Genomic DNA, 15,696 nt, shown 5'->3' on the forward strand with positions numbered 1-15,696 from the left:
TGCGAATTTTTACTCCTCGCGGTGTTCCGCCAAGGCCTCCTCGATGGTCAAATCGCCCGCGGCGACCCGCCGTGCGAGTTCCTCGTCTATTTCGCGGTTGTCGGTCGACCGCTCGCGCGACCGGCGTTTGATCACGCCGAGTTCGCCCGCCGTCGGTTCGATGTCGCGCTCTTCCACGATTTCACCCTCCATTCGGGCGATGTTGACCGCCGCGAGAACGTCGCCCATGCCCCGCGCGCCGGTCCCGAGGTACGGCGTCGTTCCGGTTTCGTCCACCAGTTCCACTTGCACGTCTTCGAGTTCGCGGATGAGTTGCGCTCCCTGAAGCCGCGCCCCGTCACCGATTCTGACCACCGGGTCGATGGCATCCTCTATCTCCTCGTGGACCACGTCCGCGGCGTCCGCGAGCGGGACGTGAAACGACGCGATCACCATCTCGCCCGAGAGGACGGCGATTCCGGGGCGCGTGCCGGGATCGATGCCGATGACGGTCCGTCCGTTCTCGCCACGGAGTGCGGTCAACGCTTCCTCGACGGCCTTTCGAGGTCGCTTCGGGTCGGCCACGATGACCGGGAGTCCGGTCTGCACCTCGTCATCCTCCGCCCGGATGACGATCCGTGCACCATCCGGGAGTTCCGCACCCGGTTCGACCGTGGTGAAGCGAACCCCCCTGTCGCGTAGCTCGCCGACCACGTCGTGGTACACCTCGAAATCCTCCGTCGCAACGACGACTGTCACTACTGGAAGTTGGTCGGGGTGGAATAAAGTCGCCACGGTCACGACTGTTTGGAACCGAAATCGCAATCTCAGAAGCGAAATCACGACGATGAAACCGATTCGGTCGAGAGCTTCGAAACTCCGCTATATCATCGTATTTAGCTGTTCCCACAGGGATTGACGATGCTTGCGAGTCAACATCCCTCATGGAATCGATTGCCCTATCGGACCGTGAGGTGACGGAAGCGGTGGACGGCGTGTATCTCGCGCAGTTGGTCGCTGGCGAGCGGATGAGTATCCAGCATTTTCACATCGAACCCGGTGTAACCGTGCCTGAACACAGCCACGAACACGAGCAAACCGGCTTCGTCTACGGAGGTACACTGACGATTATCGTGGACGGCGAGGAGTTCACCATCGAGCAGGACGACTCCTACGCGATTCCGAGCGATGAACCCCACGCGGCGGAGAACCGAACCGACACGCCGGTTCGCGGTGTCGATATCTTCAGCCCTCCGCGACTCGGCGTGCCGTGGAAGTGACGGAAGCGACCGAAATCGGATCGATCGCGATTCACGCCGGGCCGTAACTGAAACTTATTATGGTGAGGGTCGTGCCTCTGCGTGGTAGTGTGCCATGATAGGAATCAGCGGACTGGAGGAGATGTTCGAAAACATGGTGACGGCGCGTCACTACGAGGAACGGCTACAGGAGGAGTATTTGGAGGGGAAACAACCGGCGTTCGACATTTCCGCCGGGCCGATACCGGGGGAGTTGCACCTCGCTGCAGGCCACGAGGCGTCCGGTGCAGGTGTGTGTCAGCATCTGCGTGACGACGACACGGTAACGGGACCGCACCGACCGCATCACATCGCCATCGCCAAGGGCGTGGATTTGGAGCGGATGACCGCCGAGATATTCGGCCGTGAGACGGGTCTCTGTCGGGGAAAAGGCGGGCACATGCACCTGTTCGACCCGGACGTGAACTTCGCGGCCAGCGGCATCATCGCCGAGGGGTGTCCCCCGGCGGTCGGTGCCGGACTCGCGGCGAAGATGCGAAACGAGGACAGCGTGGCCGTGGCGTTCCTCGGCGAGGGAGCCATCGACCAGGGTGGGTTCCTCGAATCGCTGAACCTCGCCAGCGTCCACGACCTGCCGGTCGTGTTCGTCGTGGAGGACAACGACTGGGCCATCAGCATGCCGAAGGGACGCGTGACGGACGTGGAAAACGGTGCCCAGCGCGCGGACGGGTTCGACATGCACGGTGAACGCGTCGATTGCGACGACGCGGTGGCCATCTACGAGGCGGCGGGGGAAGCCATTGGCCGCGCCCGGGACGGCAACGGGCCGACGCTGTTAGAGGTGCAGGTACACCGCCGGATGGGTCACTTCATGGGCGACGCCGAAGGGTATCGCCCGGAGGAGGACACCGAGCGGGCACAGCAACTCGACGCGATCGACCGACTGGAGGAGGATTTGCGCTCGATGGGAACCGACGAGGAAACCCTCGACGACATCCGCTCGCGCGCAACGGAGCGCGTCGAGGACGCCATCGAGTGGGCGAAGGAGCAACCGGAACCCGACCCGGAGGAGGCTTACGAGGACGTGTTCGTGAATCCGCCGGACGGCTACGCGGAAACCCTGCGAGGTGATGAGTGATGGCTGAATCGGACGGAAAGGAACTGACGATGAGTCGTGCGATGGTGGACGCCATCGCCCACGAGATGCACGAAAGCGACGACGTGTTCGTCATGGGCGAGGACATCGCCGACTACGGCGGCATCTTCGACAGCACGCAGGGACTCCTCGACGAGTTCGACCACGACCGAATCATGGACGTGCCCATCAGCGAAACCGCGTTCATCGGCGCGGCGGTCGGCGCGGCCCAACAGGGGATGCGTCCGATTGCCGAGTTGATGTTCGTGGATTTCTTCGGCGTCGCCATGGACCAGATCTACAACCAGATGGCCAAGAACACCTACATGAGCGGCGGGAGCGTCAACGTCCCGATGGTGTTGATGACGGCCGTCGGCGGCACGTACAACGACGCCGCCCAGCACTCCCAGACGCTGTACGGCACGTTCGCCCATCTGCCGGGCATGAAGGTGGTCGTTCCGTCCACGGCGTACGACGCCAAGGGGTTGATGCACGCGGCCATCCGCGACGACGACCCGGTCGTCTTCATGTTCCACAAGCGCCTGATGGGTATCGGGTGGATGCCCGCCCCGGAGGGACCGAAAACGCCCGTGCCGGACGAGGACTACACCATCGAGTTCGGCGAGGCCGACGTGAAACGTGAAGGCGATGACGTCACCGTCGTCACGCTCGGCCTGCACGTGCACCGTGCGATGGAGGCCGCCAAGGAACTGGCGGATGAGGGAGAAGTGGACGCGGAAGTCATCGACCTCCGGACGTTGGTGCCGCTGGACACCGAGACCATCGTCGAATCGGTGTCGAAGACCGGCCGACTCGTCGTGGTGGACGAGGATTATCACTCGTTCGGCGTCTCGGGAGAGATCATCGCGCGGGCCGCGGAAGGCGGACTTTCCGACCTTGACGCGGTCGAGCGCGTGACCATGCCGGACGTGCCGATTCCGTACGCCCGCCCGCTGGAACAGGAGGTCAACCCCGGAACCGAGGACATCGCAGACGCAATCCGCTCCGTGAACGATGAGTGATGGAGACCTCGTCCCGGTCGATTCGGCCGCCGTCTGGCCGGAGGATGCGATGGACGTCGAGGAGGCGGTCGTCTCGAACTGGTTCGTCAGCGAGGGAAGCCGAGTCGAAGAGGGTGACACCATCGCCGAGATTCAGATCGAGAAGGTGAGCGTGGACGTGCCCGCGCCTGCGACGGGCGAGTTGCTGGAACGACTGGTCGGCGAGAACGAGGAGTTCGAACGCGGTGACGCGCTGGCGCGGATTCAGCCCGCGTAATTCGCCGTCGTTCGTTTCGTCGTGCAGAAAGGTTTTACCGCCGTTCCGGTTTCTCTCTTTCATGACCCTACTGACACGTCGGAACCCCCTCCGAATCGCCGGGGTGGCGTTCGTCTTGCCCACGATTCGTACGACTCGCTAGCGACGTGTTTTGGTGGGTGAAAAAGGAAGAATACAGACGGATTGAGCCTCTTCGCGGCGGAGCCGCGAAGGTCAGAAAAACTCTCTACGAGAGTTTTTCGATGTTCTCGACGATGGCGTCAGCGTACTCGCTGGTGGCGAGTTTGTTGCCGCCTTCGATCTGGCGTTCGAGGTCGTAGGTGACGTCGCCGGAGGAGATGGTCTCCTCGACGGCGTCGTAGACGAGTTGGCTGGCGTCCTTCCAACCCATGTAGTCGAGCATGAGACGGCCGGAGAGGATCATCGCGGTCGGGTTGACTTTGTCCTCACCCGCGTATTTCGGGGCGGAACCGTGGACCGGTTCCGCGAGACAGCGGTGTTCACCGAAGTTCGCACCCGGTGCGATGCCGAGACCACCGATCTGTGCGCCGGCGGCGTCGGACATGTAGTCGCCGTTCAGGTTCATCGTGGCGATGACGTCGTACTCGTCGGTACGGGTCAACAACTGCTGGAGCATGTTGTCCGCGATGCGGTCCTTGACGACAATCTTGTCCTCGGGCTGCTCGCCGTCGTACTCGTCCCAAAGCTCGTCCTCGGTGATGGTGACGTCGCCGAACTCCTCCTCCGCGAGTTCGTAGCCCCAGTCACGGAACGCGCCTTCGGTGAACTTCATGATGTTACCCTTGTGGACGAGGGTGACGGAGTCGAGTTCGTTCTCGATGGCGTACTCGATCGCTTCGCGGACGAGACGCTTCGAGCCGAACTCCGTGATGGGCTTGATGCCGATGCCGACCGGACCGTCGTGGATCACGTCGTCGTAGCCCATGTCCTCCTCGACGAAGGTCTTGACTTCCTCGACTTCGTCGGTTCCGGCTTCCCACTCGATACCGGCGTAGACGTCCTCCGTGTTCTCACGGAAGAAGACCATGTCCATCGCCTCGGGGTGTTTGACGGGCGACGGGACGCCGTCGAGGTGGTAGGTCGGGCGGACGTTCGCGTACAGGTCGAGCGTCTTGCGGAGCGCGACGTTCAGGCTGCGGAAGCCCGCGCCGACGGGCGTCGTGAGCGGCCCCTTGATCGCGATGTTGAACTCCTTGATCGCCTCGACGGTGTCGTCGGGGAGGTTCTCGTCGTACTTGTCGCGGGCGCTCGAACCAGCGTAGACGCGCATCCAATTGATCTCTCGGCCGGTCGCTTTCGCGGCGGCGTCGAGAACTTTCTGTGCTGCCGGGCCGACGTCCGTCCCGATTCCGTCCCCGTGAATGATGGGGATGATGGGGTTCTCCGGTACGTCGAGTTCGCCTGTCTCCTCGTCGTACGTGATTTGGGCCCCGTCTTCTGGAACCTCTACTTTGTCGTACTCGTAGCTCATGAACGTGTGAACATCCGAACGAGGAGGATAAAAGGCCTGCCGTTTGTCCCCCGTATGGGCCTTATACTCCCTTAGATAATGGTGCGGGTTCGACGGAGGGTTAACAGCGGTCGTCCGAACCCCCGTCATTTCCGTCGTCGTCGCTCCTGTCCGAACCCCCGTCATTTCCGTCGTCGTCGCTCCCGTCCGAACCCCCGTCATTTCCGTCGTCGTCGCTTCCTGATTCATCATCGTTTCTGTCGTCGTCCGACGAACGCAGTGCAACGAGCGTTTTTCCGTGCCCTTCCGAGCCCGCGTAGTTCGCATAGAGCGTGTTACCCGCGACGACGGGGTAATCGCTCACGACGGTGCCATCTGCGGACGGCACGGACGGCACTGAACGCCTGTCGAGTAGTTTGCCGGTGTCCGTCTCTCTGGTGGCCAGCACGTACTCGACCGCGGTTTCCTCGTCGGTGGGGCGTGATTTCCGCACGAAATAATGAACCACGCCGTTGACGACGACGACCTCACCGGCATCCAACCAGCTCTCACCGCCGTACCATTTCGTTTCGACCTCCCACTCGACTCCGCCGGTATCGGCATCGAGTGCAAGCAACCGACCTTGGTTATCGTCGGTCGTGCCGACGGTGACGTATGCCGACCCGTCACCCGCAGCGCCGAACACAAACTCCTGACCGGCCGGTCGAAGCGACGAATCGGTTTTCCATCGTGTTTTGCCCGACTCCGTATCGAGTGCAGCGATTTCCTCGCTTCGTTCGATGTACAATACGTTCTCGGTTGCGATGAGACTGCCCAACTGCTTTCGTCCCGATTTCCACTCCTCCGTCCCATCGTTGAGCGACAAGGAGTGGACGTACTGGGTATCGTTGAAGCTCTCATACGCCGCGTACACGGAGCCGTTCGCAACAGCCAGATATAGGTTGACGGAGCCGTCCGCGAAGCTCCCACCACCGGTGTAGTCTCGTTTCCATCGAATGCTCCCGTCCTCGCGGGACATGGTCAACACTCGATACCCCTGTGCCGGTGTTGTGAGGTTATTATCCCCGATTTGGTGGGTAACGACGAGCGATTCATCGGTGACGGCGAGTTGTCCCCCACCGTGTTCGACGGTCCATCCTCGTTCACCGGTTTCGGCGTCGAAAGTCGTGGTTCGACCCCAGCGACTGAGATACACGACGTTGTCCGCCACGGCAATCCCATCGAAACCGAACTTTCCGACGTACTGATCCCCTTCGACGGTGCCGCGGACCGCAACTTTCAGGTCGGCGTTCCACAGTTCAGTACCGTCAGCTTCATCCAGCGCGTGCAGTACCTGTGTGACGTATGTTCCGTCGCCTTCTTCGCGATCCTGTCTTCGTTCCGAGAGCGTGTAGACGATGCCATCGGCGACGATAGGATACCGGTAACCGAAGTTGTACTGTCTCATACTGCTGTCCACATCCTCTCCGAACGTCCACGCGGCGGACAGCGCTCCGGTCGGAGTGGCACCGTCGGTGGTGTAGTTCGTTTGACCGTTGTCGTAGTTCGCCTGCGGCCACGCATCGGATCCCCAATCGACGCGTGAATCCTCACCATGGTCGGTGAGCACGGAGTTGTTCGTGGAGGCTTGTTTAGCGATGACGGTCCCACTCCCAGCGAGGCCGAGGGCGGTCATCGACAGCACTGTTCGGCGGTTGACCGTTGGTTTGTCGGGCATGATCAGGTTAGAAATAGTGAATGAACGATTATTCCTATGCATGAGTTAAGCGAGATCATCACTGATGCAGATCGGATTAATTATCAGTTAAAATGAAAGATGGTGCAGTGACCACACGTAGCGCAACTGAAAAACGAGGATCGATGAACGTCAGCAGTCGTCGTCCGAGTCGCCGTGTCCGTCGTCGTCGGAACCGTTTGGACTATCGGAGTCGTCGGAGTTTTCGGAGTCTCCGGATTCATCAGAACCGTCCTCGCCATGTGTTCCGTCGTCGCTCGGCCGCAAGGCGACGAGCTGAAACGTATTGTCAGAGCCCTCGATCATCCCGTACACCGTTTGGGAGGTAACGAGTGCACCCGTGTAGTCTTGAGACGGCAGGGTTCGCCTTCGAACGACTTGGAAGGTGTCAACGTCGCGTCCGACGAGTTGAATTTCGCCGTCGGATGTCTCATCTAGTTCGTAGAATTCGTCACCATGAACGCTATTGGTGTAATAGCCGTCCTCGCTGAGCGTTCGTCTATCTCCGGTTTCGATGTCGAACGCGTAGAACTTCTGCCGACCGATGTAGATGGCGTCGTCGGTAACGGCACAGGCGATACCGATGCCGGGCCACGGGGCACTTGGATCGTTCACGTCCGGTTTCTCGAACGTTTGCTGCCACCGCGTTTCGCCGCTTTCCGGTTCGAGAACGTAGAGGGTGTCGTATACCGACGCGACGACTTCGCCCTCCGTGGCGATGAGAGACCCACCTCGGTCGAAATCCCGCGTCCATCTCGTCTCTCCGGTTTCGACGTCGATGGCGTACAGCGTCCCTTCGTAGTCGTCGCTCGCATAGACCATTCCGTGGGCGACCGCATAGTATTCTGTCACAGCAAAGTCGTGCTCCCAGTGAACGGTTCCATCCTCACGGGCTATCGCGGCGGGCCCGGCGTCACCGGCGACGACGACGAACTCGTCGGTTATCTTCGGTGAAAATCCTCCTGCATTGGCGGACCACAGTTCGGTACCGTCCTCGATATCGAACGCGTACGTCATGCCCTCGGAGTTGACATCGATCCCGCTTTCGGTGTTGTACGAACTCGACCCGTTAGCCGTGACGTAAACCGTTCCATCGGCGACTGCCAGATTGGTTCCCCACTTTCTGAAGTCAACGTCCACGGACCAGCGTTCGGACCCGTCCGTCGCGTTCAGTGCGACCAACCCCGGATCATCTATCCGGGTGACGAGGACGGTTTCGTCGCTGACGATCGGTCCGTGATAGACTCCATCGTAGGACCAGGCTTCCGACAACGAACCCTCCGGAGGGCTTCCATTCGGACTGTAGCTCGTGTTACCGTTGTCGAAGCGCGACTGCGGCCACGCGTCCGTGTCGATGTCCACGGTCGAATCGTCGTCGTACTCGGCAAGAACGGACTTGGAGGAACTGGTACTGTTGGCGGTTCGTTTGGCGATGGCGGTCCCGCTTCCGACGAGACCGAGGCCGGCCATCGACAGCACGGTTCGCCGGTTTGCTTTGGGCCTATTGCTCATGCAACTACTGATGGAAAATAATGCATTTTAATTATCAGCATCATAATTGAAACTGCGGATCAAATAACGCCATTAGCAGTCAGATAATCCGACAATATCCGTGGGATATCGTCGTCTCCGTTTCATTCTGTCCGGTTCGAAGAGAGACGAATTCGCGTGCCGGACTGCCGTTTGACGTGTATTTAAGCCACCGTACGCGAGAGCACCCCCATGAACGTCATCGTGCACGGCGGTGCGGGCGGCGAACCGGACGAACCGACACCTCGACAGGGAGTTCTCGACGAAGCAGCGCAGGTCGGCGGCGAAGCGGAAACGGTCGTGGACGCCGTCGAAGCCGCGGTCCACGTCCTTGAATCCTCGCCGCGATTCAACGCGGGCGTCGGCGGTGCGGTCCAGAGCGACGGGGTAGTCAGAACCGATGCGGGAATCATGACGAGCGACCGCGAAGCGGGCGCGGCCTGTTCCATGCCCGGCGTCGAACACGCCGTCAGCGCGGCCCGCGTCGTGATGGAGGAGACGCCGCACGTGTTCGTCAGCGGCGAGCACGCGGTGGACCTCGCCGCCGACTTCGGCGTCGAAACGGGCGTCGACCTCTGGACGGAAAAAAGCCGGGAGCGATGGGCGGAGCACGACACGCCCGACGGGTCGCCGAGCGAGCATCTCAACTGGCTCCGTGAGAAATTTGGTGGTCACGATACGGTCGGCGCTGTCGCCTACGACGGCACGCAGTTCGCGGCGGCGACTTCGACCGGCGGTAGATGGCTCGCGCTCGCTGGGCGGGTCGGCGACGTGCCGCAAATCGGGAGCGGGTTCTACGCGGCCCCCGCCGGTGCGGCGAGTTCGACCGGTGCCGGTGAGGACATCGCCAAAGTGACGCTCACCCGCCGGGCGGTTCGCCACCTCGAATCGGGATACGATGCAGGGGAAGCGGCGGACCGCGCAATCGAGGAGTTCGCGGAACTCACTGGATCGGAAGCGGGCGTCATCGTTCTCGACCGGGACGGCAATTCCGGAAGCGCGTTCAACACCGACGCGATGCAGACCGCCGTGAACCGGTAGATTCGTCGCGTTGCCCCCGTTTCGCCGTAACGCAAACTCTTTCCGGCGTTCGGATGAACAACGGAGTATGAGCGAAGAGGTAGACCTCTCTGCCGAGAAGTACGAAAAGCATCGGGAAGCCGGTGAAATCCTCGCACAGGTGCGAGCGGAGGCGGCCGAAAAAGTCGACGTCGGCGTGACCCACCTCGAAGTCGCGGAGTTCGCCGAGGACCGAATCCGCGAACTCGGCGGGAAACCAGCGTTCCCCGTCAACATCAGCATCGACGAGGAGGCCGCCCACGCGACGCCGGGCATCGACGACGAAACCACGTTCGGCGAGGACATGGTCAACCTCGACATCGGCGTCCACGTCGATGGCTGGTTGGCGGACACCGCGATTACCGTGGACCTCTCCGGAAACGACGACCTCGCGGAGGCGAGCGCGGAAGCGCTCGACGCCGCGCTCGAAATCGTCGAACCGGGAGTCGAGACCGGCGAAATCGGCGCGAAAATCGAGTCCGTCATCGACGGCTACGGCTACAACCCCGTCGTCAATCTCTCGGGACACGGCCTCGCCCACTACGAACAGCACACGGACCCGAACATCCCGAACCTCGCCGTCGAACGCGGCGTCGAACTGGAAGTCGGCGACGTTGTCGCCATCGAACCGTTCGCCACGGACGGTAGCGGGAAAGTCGGTGAAGGGGCGGAGGAGGAGATTTTCGCCCTCGAACGGGAGTCGTCGGTTCGTGATCGAAGCGCCCGTAAAGCGCTCTCACAGATCACCGAGGAGTTCCGTACCCTTCCGTTCGCCACTCGATGGTTGGACGTGTCCCGACCGACGATGGCACTCCGTCGCTTGAAGATGAACAACATCGTTCACGGCTACCCGGTCCTCAAGGAAGAGGACGGCTACCTCGTCAGTCAGAAGGAACACTCGGTCATCGTCACCGAGGACGGTTGTGAAGTGTTCACTGAATAATCAACTTTTCTGCAGTTATATTCCGGTGACACGTGCTGCGAACCGGATCGAGAATAGGGCCGCCACCGACGAGAATCTGCTATTCGATTACGCGTTGTTCATCCGCTGGCTTTTCTCCTCACCACACGACTGACATCGCGTGACTCGGTACGGTTCCCGGGAGAACTCGGCGTTTTCCCGTTTTTTGCTCTCGGTTCGGATTTCTACGGAGACCTCGTGTGACGTCTCGCGGCCGCAGTTATCGCACAGTTCTACCATTGCCGAAAACCCCTGATTTTTTGTTGCCATCGTGACTTCCTGCTCGGTTCATACAAGCCCTGACACGAGCATAAAAACCCCTCTCTGTTGGGTGGCGTTCGAACCGTTTATTCGAACGCTGTCTTGCGATTTTGCCATTCTACGGATTCTGAGTGTCCCATTTCGTTTATAGAGCTCCCTGAACCGTTAATGAGGCTGGAACACTCTACAACAGCCGAATACTTTAAATACCTGATTAGGGGTTAAGTCCGAGGACGGCCGAGCGGAGAAATACGAGAACCGGGATTATCTCCAAACGGCCGACCCACATGTTGAGAACGAGCATCCCCTCGCCGAGCGACGACATCGTCGGTCCGACGATTCCGGTCGAAAGCCCGACGTTCCCCTGTGCACTGGCGACTTCGAACAGCGAGTCCGCGTAACCGTGCCCCGGCGCGACGTTGACGAGAACGAGGCTTCCCGAGATTAGCAGGATTATCCACAGCATACTCACGATGGACGCCTCGCTGAACTCCTCGAACATCTGCTCTCGCTTGAGCACGCGATCTCCGATTCGGACGTTGACGACGGCCGAAGAGGGGAGGAAGACACGGGTGAACTCCCACTGAATCCCCTTGCTTATCATGTAGCCACGGATGATTTTGATGCCGCCGACCGTGCTCCCGGCGGCCCCGCCGAGCACCATCGCCGCGCTGAGGATGAGTTTCCCACCGGCACTCCACTTCCCGATATCCGAGGACTGAAAGCCGGTGCAGGTCAGCGCGCTCACGAACTGAAACGTCGCATCGCGGGCCGCGTCGGCCGCCATCGGTGACATTCCGAAGTTTCCGAGCCCGACCCAACCGACCGCGTCGAACGCTTTGCTCGCAGTCGGGAGCGCGACGATGTTCTGGATGGAGAGGCCGAGGACGCCAACGACGTAGAGGATGAACAGCCAGCGCGTCTGGGTGTCCGAAATCAGCGGTTTCGCGTCCCTGTTCCGAAGCATGACGTAGTGAATCGGGAACGCGATTGCACCGAGCGTCATGATGGGGAGCAACACCCCTTCGACCAACGGCGAATCGTAGGACTGGATGGAGTTGTCCGTCACGCTGAACCCACCCGTCGAAAGCGCGGTCATCGCCTCGTTGAGCGCCTGCCAGAAGACGTCGAACAGCGGTAACTCCGGCTTCGCGACGAGGATGGCGAGAAACAGCGCCGCCACGGAAATCGCGGTGTAGAGTAGGAAGATACGCCACACGGTCTGGACGGTGTGGATGATGCTCGGGTGAATCCGCTCCTCCCGTGCTTCCGCCCGGTAGAGCGCGTAGCTCCCGCTCCCGGGTCTAGCGAGGATTGCGGTCGTGAGGACGATAACGCCGACGCCGCCGACCCACTGGATGAACGACCGCCACCACTGGACGGCCCGCGGCAACGACGGTTCGTGTACCGCCATCGTCAGGCCGCTCCCCGTCCACCCGGACATGCTCTCGAACAGCGCGTGAAGCGGGTTTTGGAAGTACGCGAGGCTCGACATCGTGGTCGCACCGCCGACCTGGATCGGTTGATACTCCGCCCCGACCGGAACGTAGGTGTTCATCACCGAAACCGGCGTGAGGTGTGCGGCGAGAAACAGCGGCAATCCCCCGAACACCGCGGTGGCGAACCACCCTCCGGCGGCGATGACCATCCCGTGTTTCATCACCGGATCGGGTGCGTCCCCGAAGAGCCTCCGGGCCGCACCCCCCATTCCGGCCGTGATTCCCCCGGAGAGCAGGAACGCAAGTGCCACGTACCACTCCCGAAACGCCAGCGCGACGAGGACGGTGAACGTCATCATCACGGCCTGTATCAGGACGAGTGCACCCACGTCCCGAAGGATGGTTGCGAGGTGCGCCGGAACGCCCGCGACCGTATTGCGTCGAACCATCTCAGCCGTGGTCCTCGTAGTGACCGAAGATGTCGGTCACTTTCGGCGTCGCACCGTTTTCGGAGAAGACGGTGACCACGTCGCCGCCCTCTATTTTCGTGTTTCCGTGGGGAGTGATGACCTCGTTCTCGCGGTCGATAGCGACGACGAGCATTCCCTCGTCGAACAACCCGTCGTCCGCCGCATCCGACAGCGTGAGACCGGCGATGGGGGCGTAGGAATCGACCGTGATTTCGAACACTTCGGCCTTCTTGCCGACCTTCATGTAATCCTTGATGGACGGGCGTTTGACCGCCCGATAGAGGTAGTTCGCGATGAGTCGCTGTGGGTTCTCGATGACGTTCACGCCGAGTTGGCGGAAAATGCTCATGTGCTCGGTGTTGTGCACCACCGAGACGAGCGACGGGATTTCCAGTTCCTGTCCCAGCAGGCAGACCATGATGTTCGTCGCGTCCTGGTCCGTCGTGCTGATGAGCGCGTCCGCGCGGTTCGCCCCCGCTTCCTCCAACGTGTCGAGAATCGTCGCGTCGTTATGGAGGACGAGACAGTCGAACTCCACCGACGCGCGTTCCGCCCGCTCGGCGTCCTTTTCGATTACCACCACGTCGTTGTTGTCCTGTGTCGCAATGCCGATGAGTTGCGAGCCGATATCGCCCGCGCCGACGATGATGAGATACATTCGTTACTCCTTCCTCCGGAGCCATCGGTTGAAAAGATACTGTTGTCACGTCTCTCTGACATCGTCCTCCGCCGGTCGTGACGGCGGTTCGATTCCGGTAAGTGTTCCTTTCGACACGGTTATGAATGGCTTAAATCAGTTATAACCGCTGTTTCGAGCGGAATTCGTTCGCTTCGGGACTGCCCCCGAGACGAGTCTGAAAACCTAAACCGTCCCCCGACGACATCCCGATATGAAACAGGTCTTCGCACCGTGGCGGATGGAGTGGGTCGAGCGCGATAGCGACGAGGAGTTCGACGGCTGTGTTTTCTGCGAGTTTCCGCGTCGTGAAAACGCGCGGGAACATCTGGTCGTCGCGCGTAACGACTGCGCGTTCGTCATGCTCAACAACTACCCGTACAACCCGGGGCACGCGATGGTGATTCCGGACGTGCACGAGAGCGACTACGCGAACCTCGACGACGAGACATTGCTCGGCCACGCACACCTGAAACAGCGGACGTTCGACGCGATGGAGGCCGCGTTCGGTCCGGACGGCTTCAACGCCGGACTGAACATCGGCGAGGGGAGCGGCGGGTCCATCGACCACCTGCACACGCACGTCGTCCCGCGCTGGAGCGGCGACACGAACTTCATGCCCGTCATCGCGGACACGAAAGTCATCGTGGAGGGGCTCGATGACACCTACGAGAAACTGCACGCCGCGTTCGCCGAACAGGAAGGTGCGACCGTGCCGAACCCGGACGCGGCGGTTTCGTTCGAGGAGTGAGCGGTCGTCGCCAACGACTCGACCGCCGACATACCCATACGGCGTGCGGTCCAATCACGAACGATGAATCGGGCGGGGGCGATTCGAACGGCGGGAGCCATCATCCTCACGGCGAACCTCCTCTTAGCCGTCGCCAAAGGAGCCGTCTGGTTCCAGACTGGGAGCCTCGCGGTCGGTTCGGAGGCCATCAACAGCCTCTCGGACGCGATTTACAGCGTCGTCGTCCTCGCCGGATTGTACCTGACGACGCAACCGCCGGACTTCGAGCATCCGCACGGGCACGAGCGAATCGAGCCGTTCGTCTCGCTGTTCGTCGCGCTCGGCGTGTTCTCGGCGGGTGGGTTGGTGCTGTGGCGGGCCGGGACCTCGATCCTCTCCGGCGACATCACGACGACGACGAGCGTTCTCGCTGTCGTCGTCCTCGTCGGTACGGGCGTCGTGAAATACGGACTCTACCGCTACTGCCTGCGAGTCGGTGACGCGGTCAACTCGCCCGCGGTGGTCGCGGCCGGGTTGGACAACCGAAACGACATCCTGACCGCCACGGCGGCCCTCGTCGGTGTGCTCGGCGCTCGGTTCGGATTTCCCGTCCTCGACCCTCTCGCGGCGGGTGTGGTCTCGTTCGGGATTCTGTACACCGGGTGGGAAATCGTCCGCGACAACGTGGACTACCTGGTCGGCCGCGCACCGCCGGAGGACCTCCGTGCGACCATCGTCCAACGCGCGCTCTCACATCCTGACGTCGAGGGCGTTCACGACGTCGTCGCCCACTACGTCGGCCCGGAAATCGACGTGAGCATGCACATCGAGGTCGAAGGCGACCGGACGCTCATCGAAGCCCACGACATCGAAACCGACCTGATGAACACCATTCGGGACATTCCAAACGTGGACGACGTTTTCATCCATATCGACCCGAAGGAACTCGGCGAGTGGAAAGCCGACGCCGAGGCCGACAGGTTGGCGGAGACGTCGGTTGGCGACGAGGAGGGACAACCGGATGGGTCGTCGTAGCAATAAACTAAGGAGAAACGCCCTTCGGGTTTTCAGTATCTGAGAATCGGTATCAGTATTCTTTTATCGAGAGGAGAGAGTGACGAACGTACTCTCATGACTCCCTCTCTTAGCAGGCGGATGCTACTGAAGGCGACCGGAACGACGGTCGTCAGCGCGACGCTCGCTGGCTGTTCGAGCAGCCAGCCTGAGCCGGACAAGACTCCTGCGGACACGACTGTGGTCGTCGGTGCGAACGGCAACTACCGGTTCGACCCCGAAAACCTCACGATCACCACCGGAACGACGGTCGCGTGGAAGTGGAAATCGAACAGACACAACATCGTCGTCAACAAGCAACCCAAGGACGCAAACTGGGAGGGGACGCCCGGCGGGAAGGGAAAACTGTACCACGACGGCTATCGCTACACCCACTCCTTCGACGTCCCCGGCTACTACCACTACTACTGCAACCCCCACCGCTCGATCGGGATGGTCGGCTCCGTCACGGTGAAGGAGGGTTCGGAAAACGGCGGGACGAAAACCAACGAAACGGACGGCGGTAGCGGAAAGACGACGACGGGAAGCAAAGCGACGACGACGTCCGGTGGCGAGACGACGACAACGACCGGAAGCGGGAACTGACTGCCGTTCCTCGATACCTATCGTCCGCGGTTCGGCCTGCCGCTCCGATATTCG

The 15,696-nt window shown here is 61.2% G+C and carries 16 protein-coding genes; 9 read left to right on the plus strand and 7 right to left on the minus strand.

What is annotated here, in order from left to right; all coding sequences use genetic code 11:
- Positions 1-9: 9 nt before the first annotated feature.
- Positions 10-738 carry a hypothetical protein gene (locus NKF25_RS03740; RefSeq protein WP_253225364.1) on the minus strand — a complete coding sequence of 243 codons (729 nt, stop codon included), beginning with the start codon at positions 736-738 and terminating at the stop codon, positions 10-12.
- Between the two features lie 185 nt (positions 739-923).
- Between NKF25_RS03740 and NKF25_RS03745 the strand changes: the two genes are divergently transcribed.
- The 4 genes from NKF25_RS03745 (at position 924) to NKF25_RS03760 (ending at position 3,651) form a co-directional block, all read left to right on the plus strand.
- Complete coding sequence (locus tag NKF25_RS03745; protein ID WP_253225365.1) at positions 924-1,259, plus strand: cupin domain-containing protein; 336 nt, start codon at positions 924-926, stop codon at positions 1,257-1,259.
- Between the two features lie 94 nt (positions 1,260-1,353).
- On the plus strand, positions 1,354-2,376 hold the full coding sequence (locus NKF25_RS03750) for a thiamine pyrophosphate-dependent dehydrogenase E1 component subunit alpha (RefSeq protein WP_253225366.1): 1,023 nt from the start codon (positions 1,354-1,356) through the stop codon (positions 2,374-2,376).
- On the plus strand, positions 2,376-3,395 hold the full coding sequence (locus tag NKF25_RS03755) for an alpha-ketoacid dehydrogenase subunit beta (protein WP_253225367.1): 1,020 nt from the start codon (positions 2,376-2,378) through the stop codon (positions 3,393-3,395). The genes NKF25_RS03750 and NKF25_RS03755 overlap by 1 nt, the downstream gene beginning before the upstream one ends.
- Positions 3,388-3,651 carry a lipoyl domain-containing protein gene (locus tag NKF25_RS03760; RefSeq protein WP_253225368.1) on the plus strand — a complete coding sequence of 88 codons (264 nt, stop codon included), beginning with the start codon at positions 3,388-3,390 and terminating at the stop codon, positions 3,649-3,651. The genes NKF25_RS03755 and NKF25_RS03760 overlap by 8 nt, the downstream gene beginning before the upstream one ends.
- A gap of 226 nt (positions 3,652-3,877) precedes the next feature.
- On the opposite strand, the gene icd is transcribed toward NKF25_RS03760, so the two are convergent.
- From icd to NKF25_RS03775, 3 genes are all read right to left on the minus strand, one after another.
- The gene (icd, locus tag NKF25_RS03765; RefSeq protein WP_066141269.1) at positions 3,878-5,143 is read right to left on the minus strand and encodes an isocitrate dehydrogenase (NADP(+)); all 1,266 of its coding nucleotides are present in this window, start codon (positions 5,141-5,143) and stop codon (positions 3,878-3,880) included.
- Between the two features lie 100 nt (positions 5,144-5,243).
- Complete coding sequence (locus NKF25_RS03770) at positions 5,244-6,839, minus strand: PQQ-binding-like beta-propeller repeat protein (protein WP_253225369.1); 1,596 nt, start codon at positions 6,837-6,839, stop codon at positions 5,244-5,246.
- A 150-nt stretch (positions 6,840-6,989) separates the two neighbouring features.
- The gene (locus NKF25_RS03775; protein WP_253225370.1) at positions 6,990-8,369 is read right to left on the minus strand and encodes a PQQ-like beta-propeller repeat protein; all 1,380 of its coding nucleotides are present in this window, start codon (positions 8,367-8,369) and stop codon (positions 6,990-6,992) included.
- Positions 8,370-8,579: 210 nt separating this feature from the next.
- On the opposite strand from NKF25_RS03775, the gene NKF25_RS03780 reads away from it, so the two are divergent.
- Both NKF25_RS03780 and map read left to right on the plus strand, forming a co-directional pair.
- Positions 8,580-9,428, plus strand: coding sequence for an isoaspartyl peptidase/L-asparaginase family protein (locus tag NKF25_RS03780; protein ID WP_253225371.1), 849 nt, complete (start codon positions 8,580-8,582; stop codon positions 9,426-9,428).
- A gap of 67 nt (positions 9,429-9,495) precedes the next feature.
- Positions 9,496-10,389 (plus strand): type II methionyl aminopeptidase, encoded by an 894-nt coding sequence (gene map / locus NKF25_RS03785; RefSeq protein WP_253225372.1) that lies wholly within the window; start codon positions 9,496-9,498, stop codon positions 10,387-10,389.
- Positions 10,390-10,476: 87 nt separating this feature from the next.
- On the opposite strand, the gene NKF25_RS03790 is transcribed toward map, so the two are convergent.
- The 3 genes from NKF25_RS03790 to NKF25_RS03800 form a co-directional block, all read right to left on the minus strand.
- Positions 10,477-10,677 (minus strand): hypothetical protein, encoded by a 201-nt coding sequence (locus tag NKF25_RS03790; protein WP_066141277.1) that lies wholly within the window; start codon positions 10,675-10,677, stop codon positions 10,477-10,479.
- A 205-nt stretch (positions 10,678-10,882) separates the two neighbouring features.
- Positions 10,883-12,556 (minus strand): potassium transporter TrkG, encoded by a 1,674-nt coding sequence (locus tag NKF25_RS03795; protein ID WP_253225373.1) that lies wholly within the window; start codon positions 12,554-12,556, stop codon positions 10,883-10,885.
- A gap of 1 nt (position 12,557) precedes the next feature.
- Positions 12,558-13,235 carry a TrkA family potassium uptake protein gene (locus NKF25_RS03800; protein WP_253225374.1) on the minus strand — a complete coding sequence of 226 codons (678 nt, stop codon included), beginning with the start codon at positions 13,233-13,235 and terminating at the stop codon, positions 12,558-12,560.
- A gap of 232 nt (positions 13,236-13,467) precedes the next feature.
- On the opposite strand from NKF25_RS03800, the gene NKF25_RS03805 reads away from it, so the two are divergent.
- The 3 genes from NKF25_RS03805 (at position 13,468) to NKF25_RS03815 (ending at position 15,642) form a co-directional block, all read left to right on the plus strand.
- Positions 13,468-14,004: an HIT domain-containing protein gene (locus NKF25_RS03805; RefSeq protein ID WP_253225375.1), complete on the plus strand. Its 537-nt coding sequence runs from the start codon at positions 13,468-13,470 to the stop codon at positions 14,002-14,004.
- Between the two features lie 63 nt (positions 14,005-14,067).
- On the plus strand, positions 14,068-15,018 hold the full coding sequence (locus tag NKF25_RS03810) for a cation diffusion facilitator family transporter (protein ID WP_253225376.1): 951 nt from the start codon (positions 14,068-14,070) through the stop codon (positions 15,016-15,018).
- A gap of 96 nt (positions 15,019-15,114) precedes the next feature.
- Complete coding sequence (locus NKF25_RS03815; protein ID WP_253225377.1) at positions 15,115-15,642, plus strand: plastocyanin/azurin family copper-binding protein; 528 nt, start codon at positions 15,115-15,117, stop codon at positions 15,640-15,642.
- Positions 15,643-15,696 lie beyond the last annotated feature (54 nt).

It is taken from the genome of Haladaptatus sp. AB643 (genome assembly GCF_024136975.1).
GTDB lineage: Archaea > Halobacteriota > Halobacteria > Halobacteriales > Haladaptataceae > Haladaptatus.

Coding starts and splice junctions, on each gene's coding strand:
- NKF25_RS03805 (WP_253225375.1), top strand. CDS start 13,468: ATGAAACAGGTCTTCGCACCGTGGCGGATGGAGTGGGTCGAGCGCGAT.
- icd (WP_066141269.1), bottom strand. CDS start 5,143: ATGAGCTACGAGTACGACAAAGTAGAGGTTCCAGAAGACGGGGCCCAA.
- NKF25_RS03800 (WP_253225374.1), bottom strand. CDS start 13,235: ATGTATCTCATCATCGTCGGCGCGGGCGATATCGGCTCGCAACTCATC.
- NKF25_RS03790 (WP_066141277.1), bottom strand. CDS start 10,677: ATGGCAACAAAAAATCAGGGGTTTTCGGCAATGGTAGAACTGTGCGAT.
- map (WP_253225372.1), top strand. CDS start 9,496: ATGAGCGAAGAGGTAGACCTCTCTGCCGAGAAGTACGAAAAGCATCGG.
- NKF25_RS03795 (WP_253225373.1), bottom strand. CDS start 12,556: ATGGTTCGACGCAATACGGTCGCGGGCGTTCCGGCGCACCTCGCAACC.
- NKF25_RS03760 (WP_253225368.1), top strand. CDS start 3,388: ATGAGTGATGGAGACCTCGTCCCGGTCGATTCGGCCGCCGTCTGGCCG.
- NKF25_RS03815 (WP_253225377.1), top strand. CDS start 15,115: ATGACTCCCTCTCTTAGCAGGCGGATGCTACTGAAGGCGACCGGAACG.
- NKF25_RS03775 (WP_253225370.1), bottom strand. CDS start 8,369: ATGAGCAATAGGCCCAAAGCAAACCGGCGAACCGTGCTGTCGATGGCC.
- NKF25_RS03780 (WP_253225371.1), top strand. CDS start 8,580: ATGAACGTCATCGTGCACGGCGGTGCGGGCGGCGAACCGGACGAACCG.
- NKF25_RS03755 (WP_253225367.1), top strand. CDS start 2,376: ATGGCTGAATCGGACGGAAAGGAACTGACGATGAGTCGTGCGATGGTG.
- NKF25_RS03810 (WP_253225376.1), top strand. CDS start 14,068: ATGAATCGGGCGGGGGCGATTCGAACGGCGGGAGCCATCATCCTCACG.
- NKF25_RS03770 (WP_253225369.1), bottom strand. CDS start 6,839: ATGCCCGACAAACCAACGGTCAACCGCCGAACAGTGCTGTCGATGACC.
- NKF25_RS03745 (WP_253225365.1), top strand. CDS start 924: ATGGAATCGATTGCCCTATCGGACCGTGAGGTGACGGAAGCGGTGGAC.
- NKF25_RS03750 (WP_253225366.1), top strand. CDS start 1,354: ATGATAGGAATCAGCGGACTGGAGGAGATGTTCGAAAACATGGTGACG.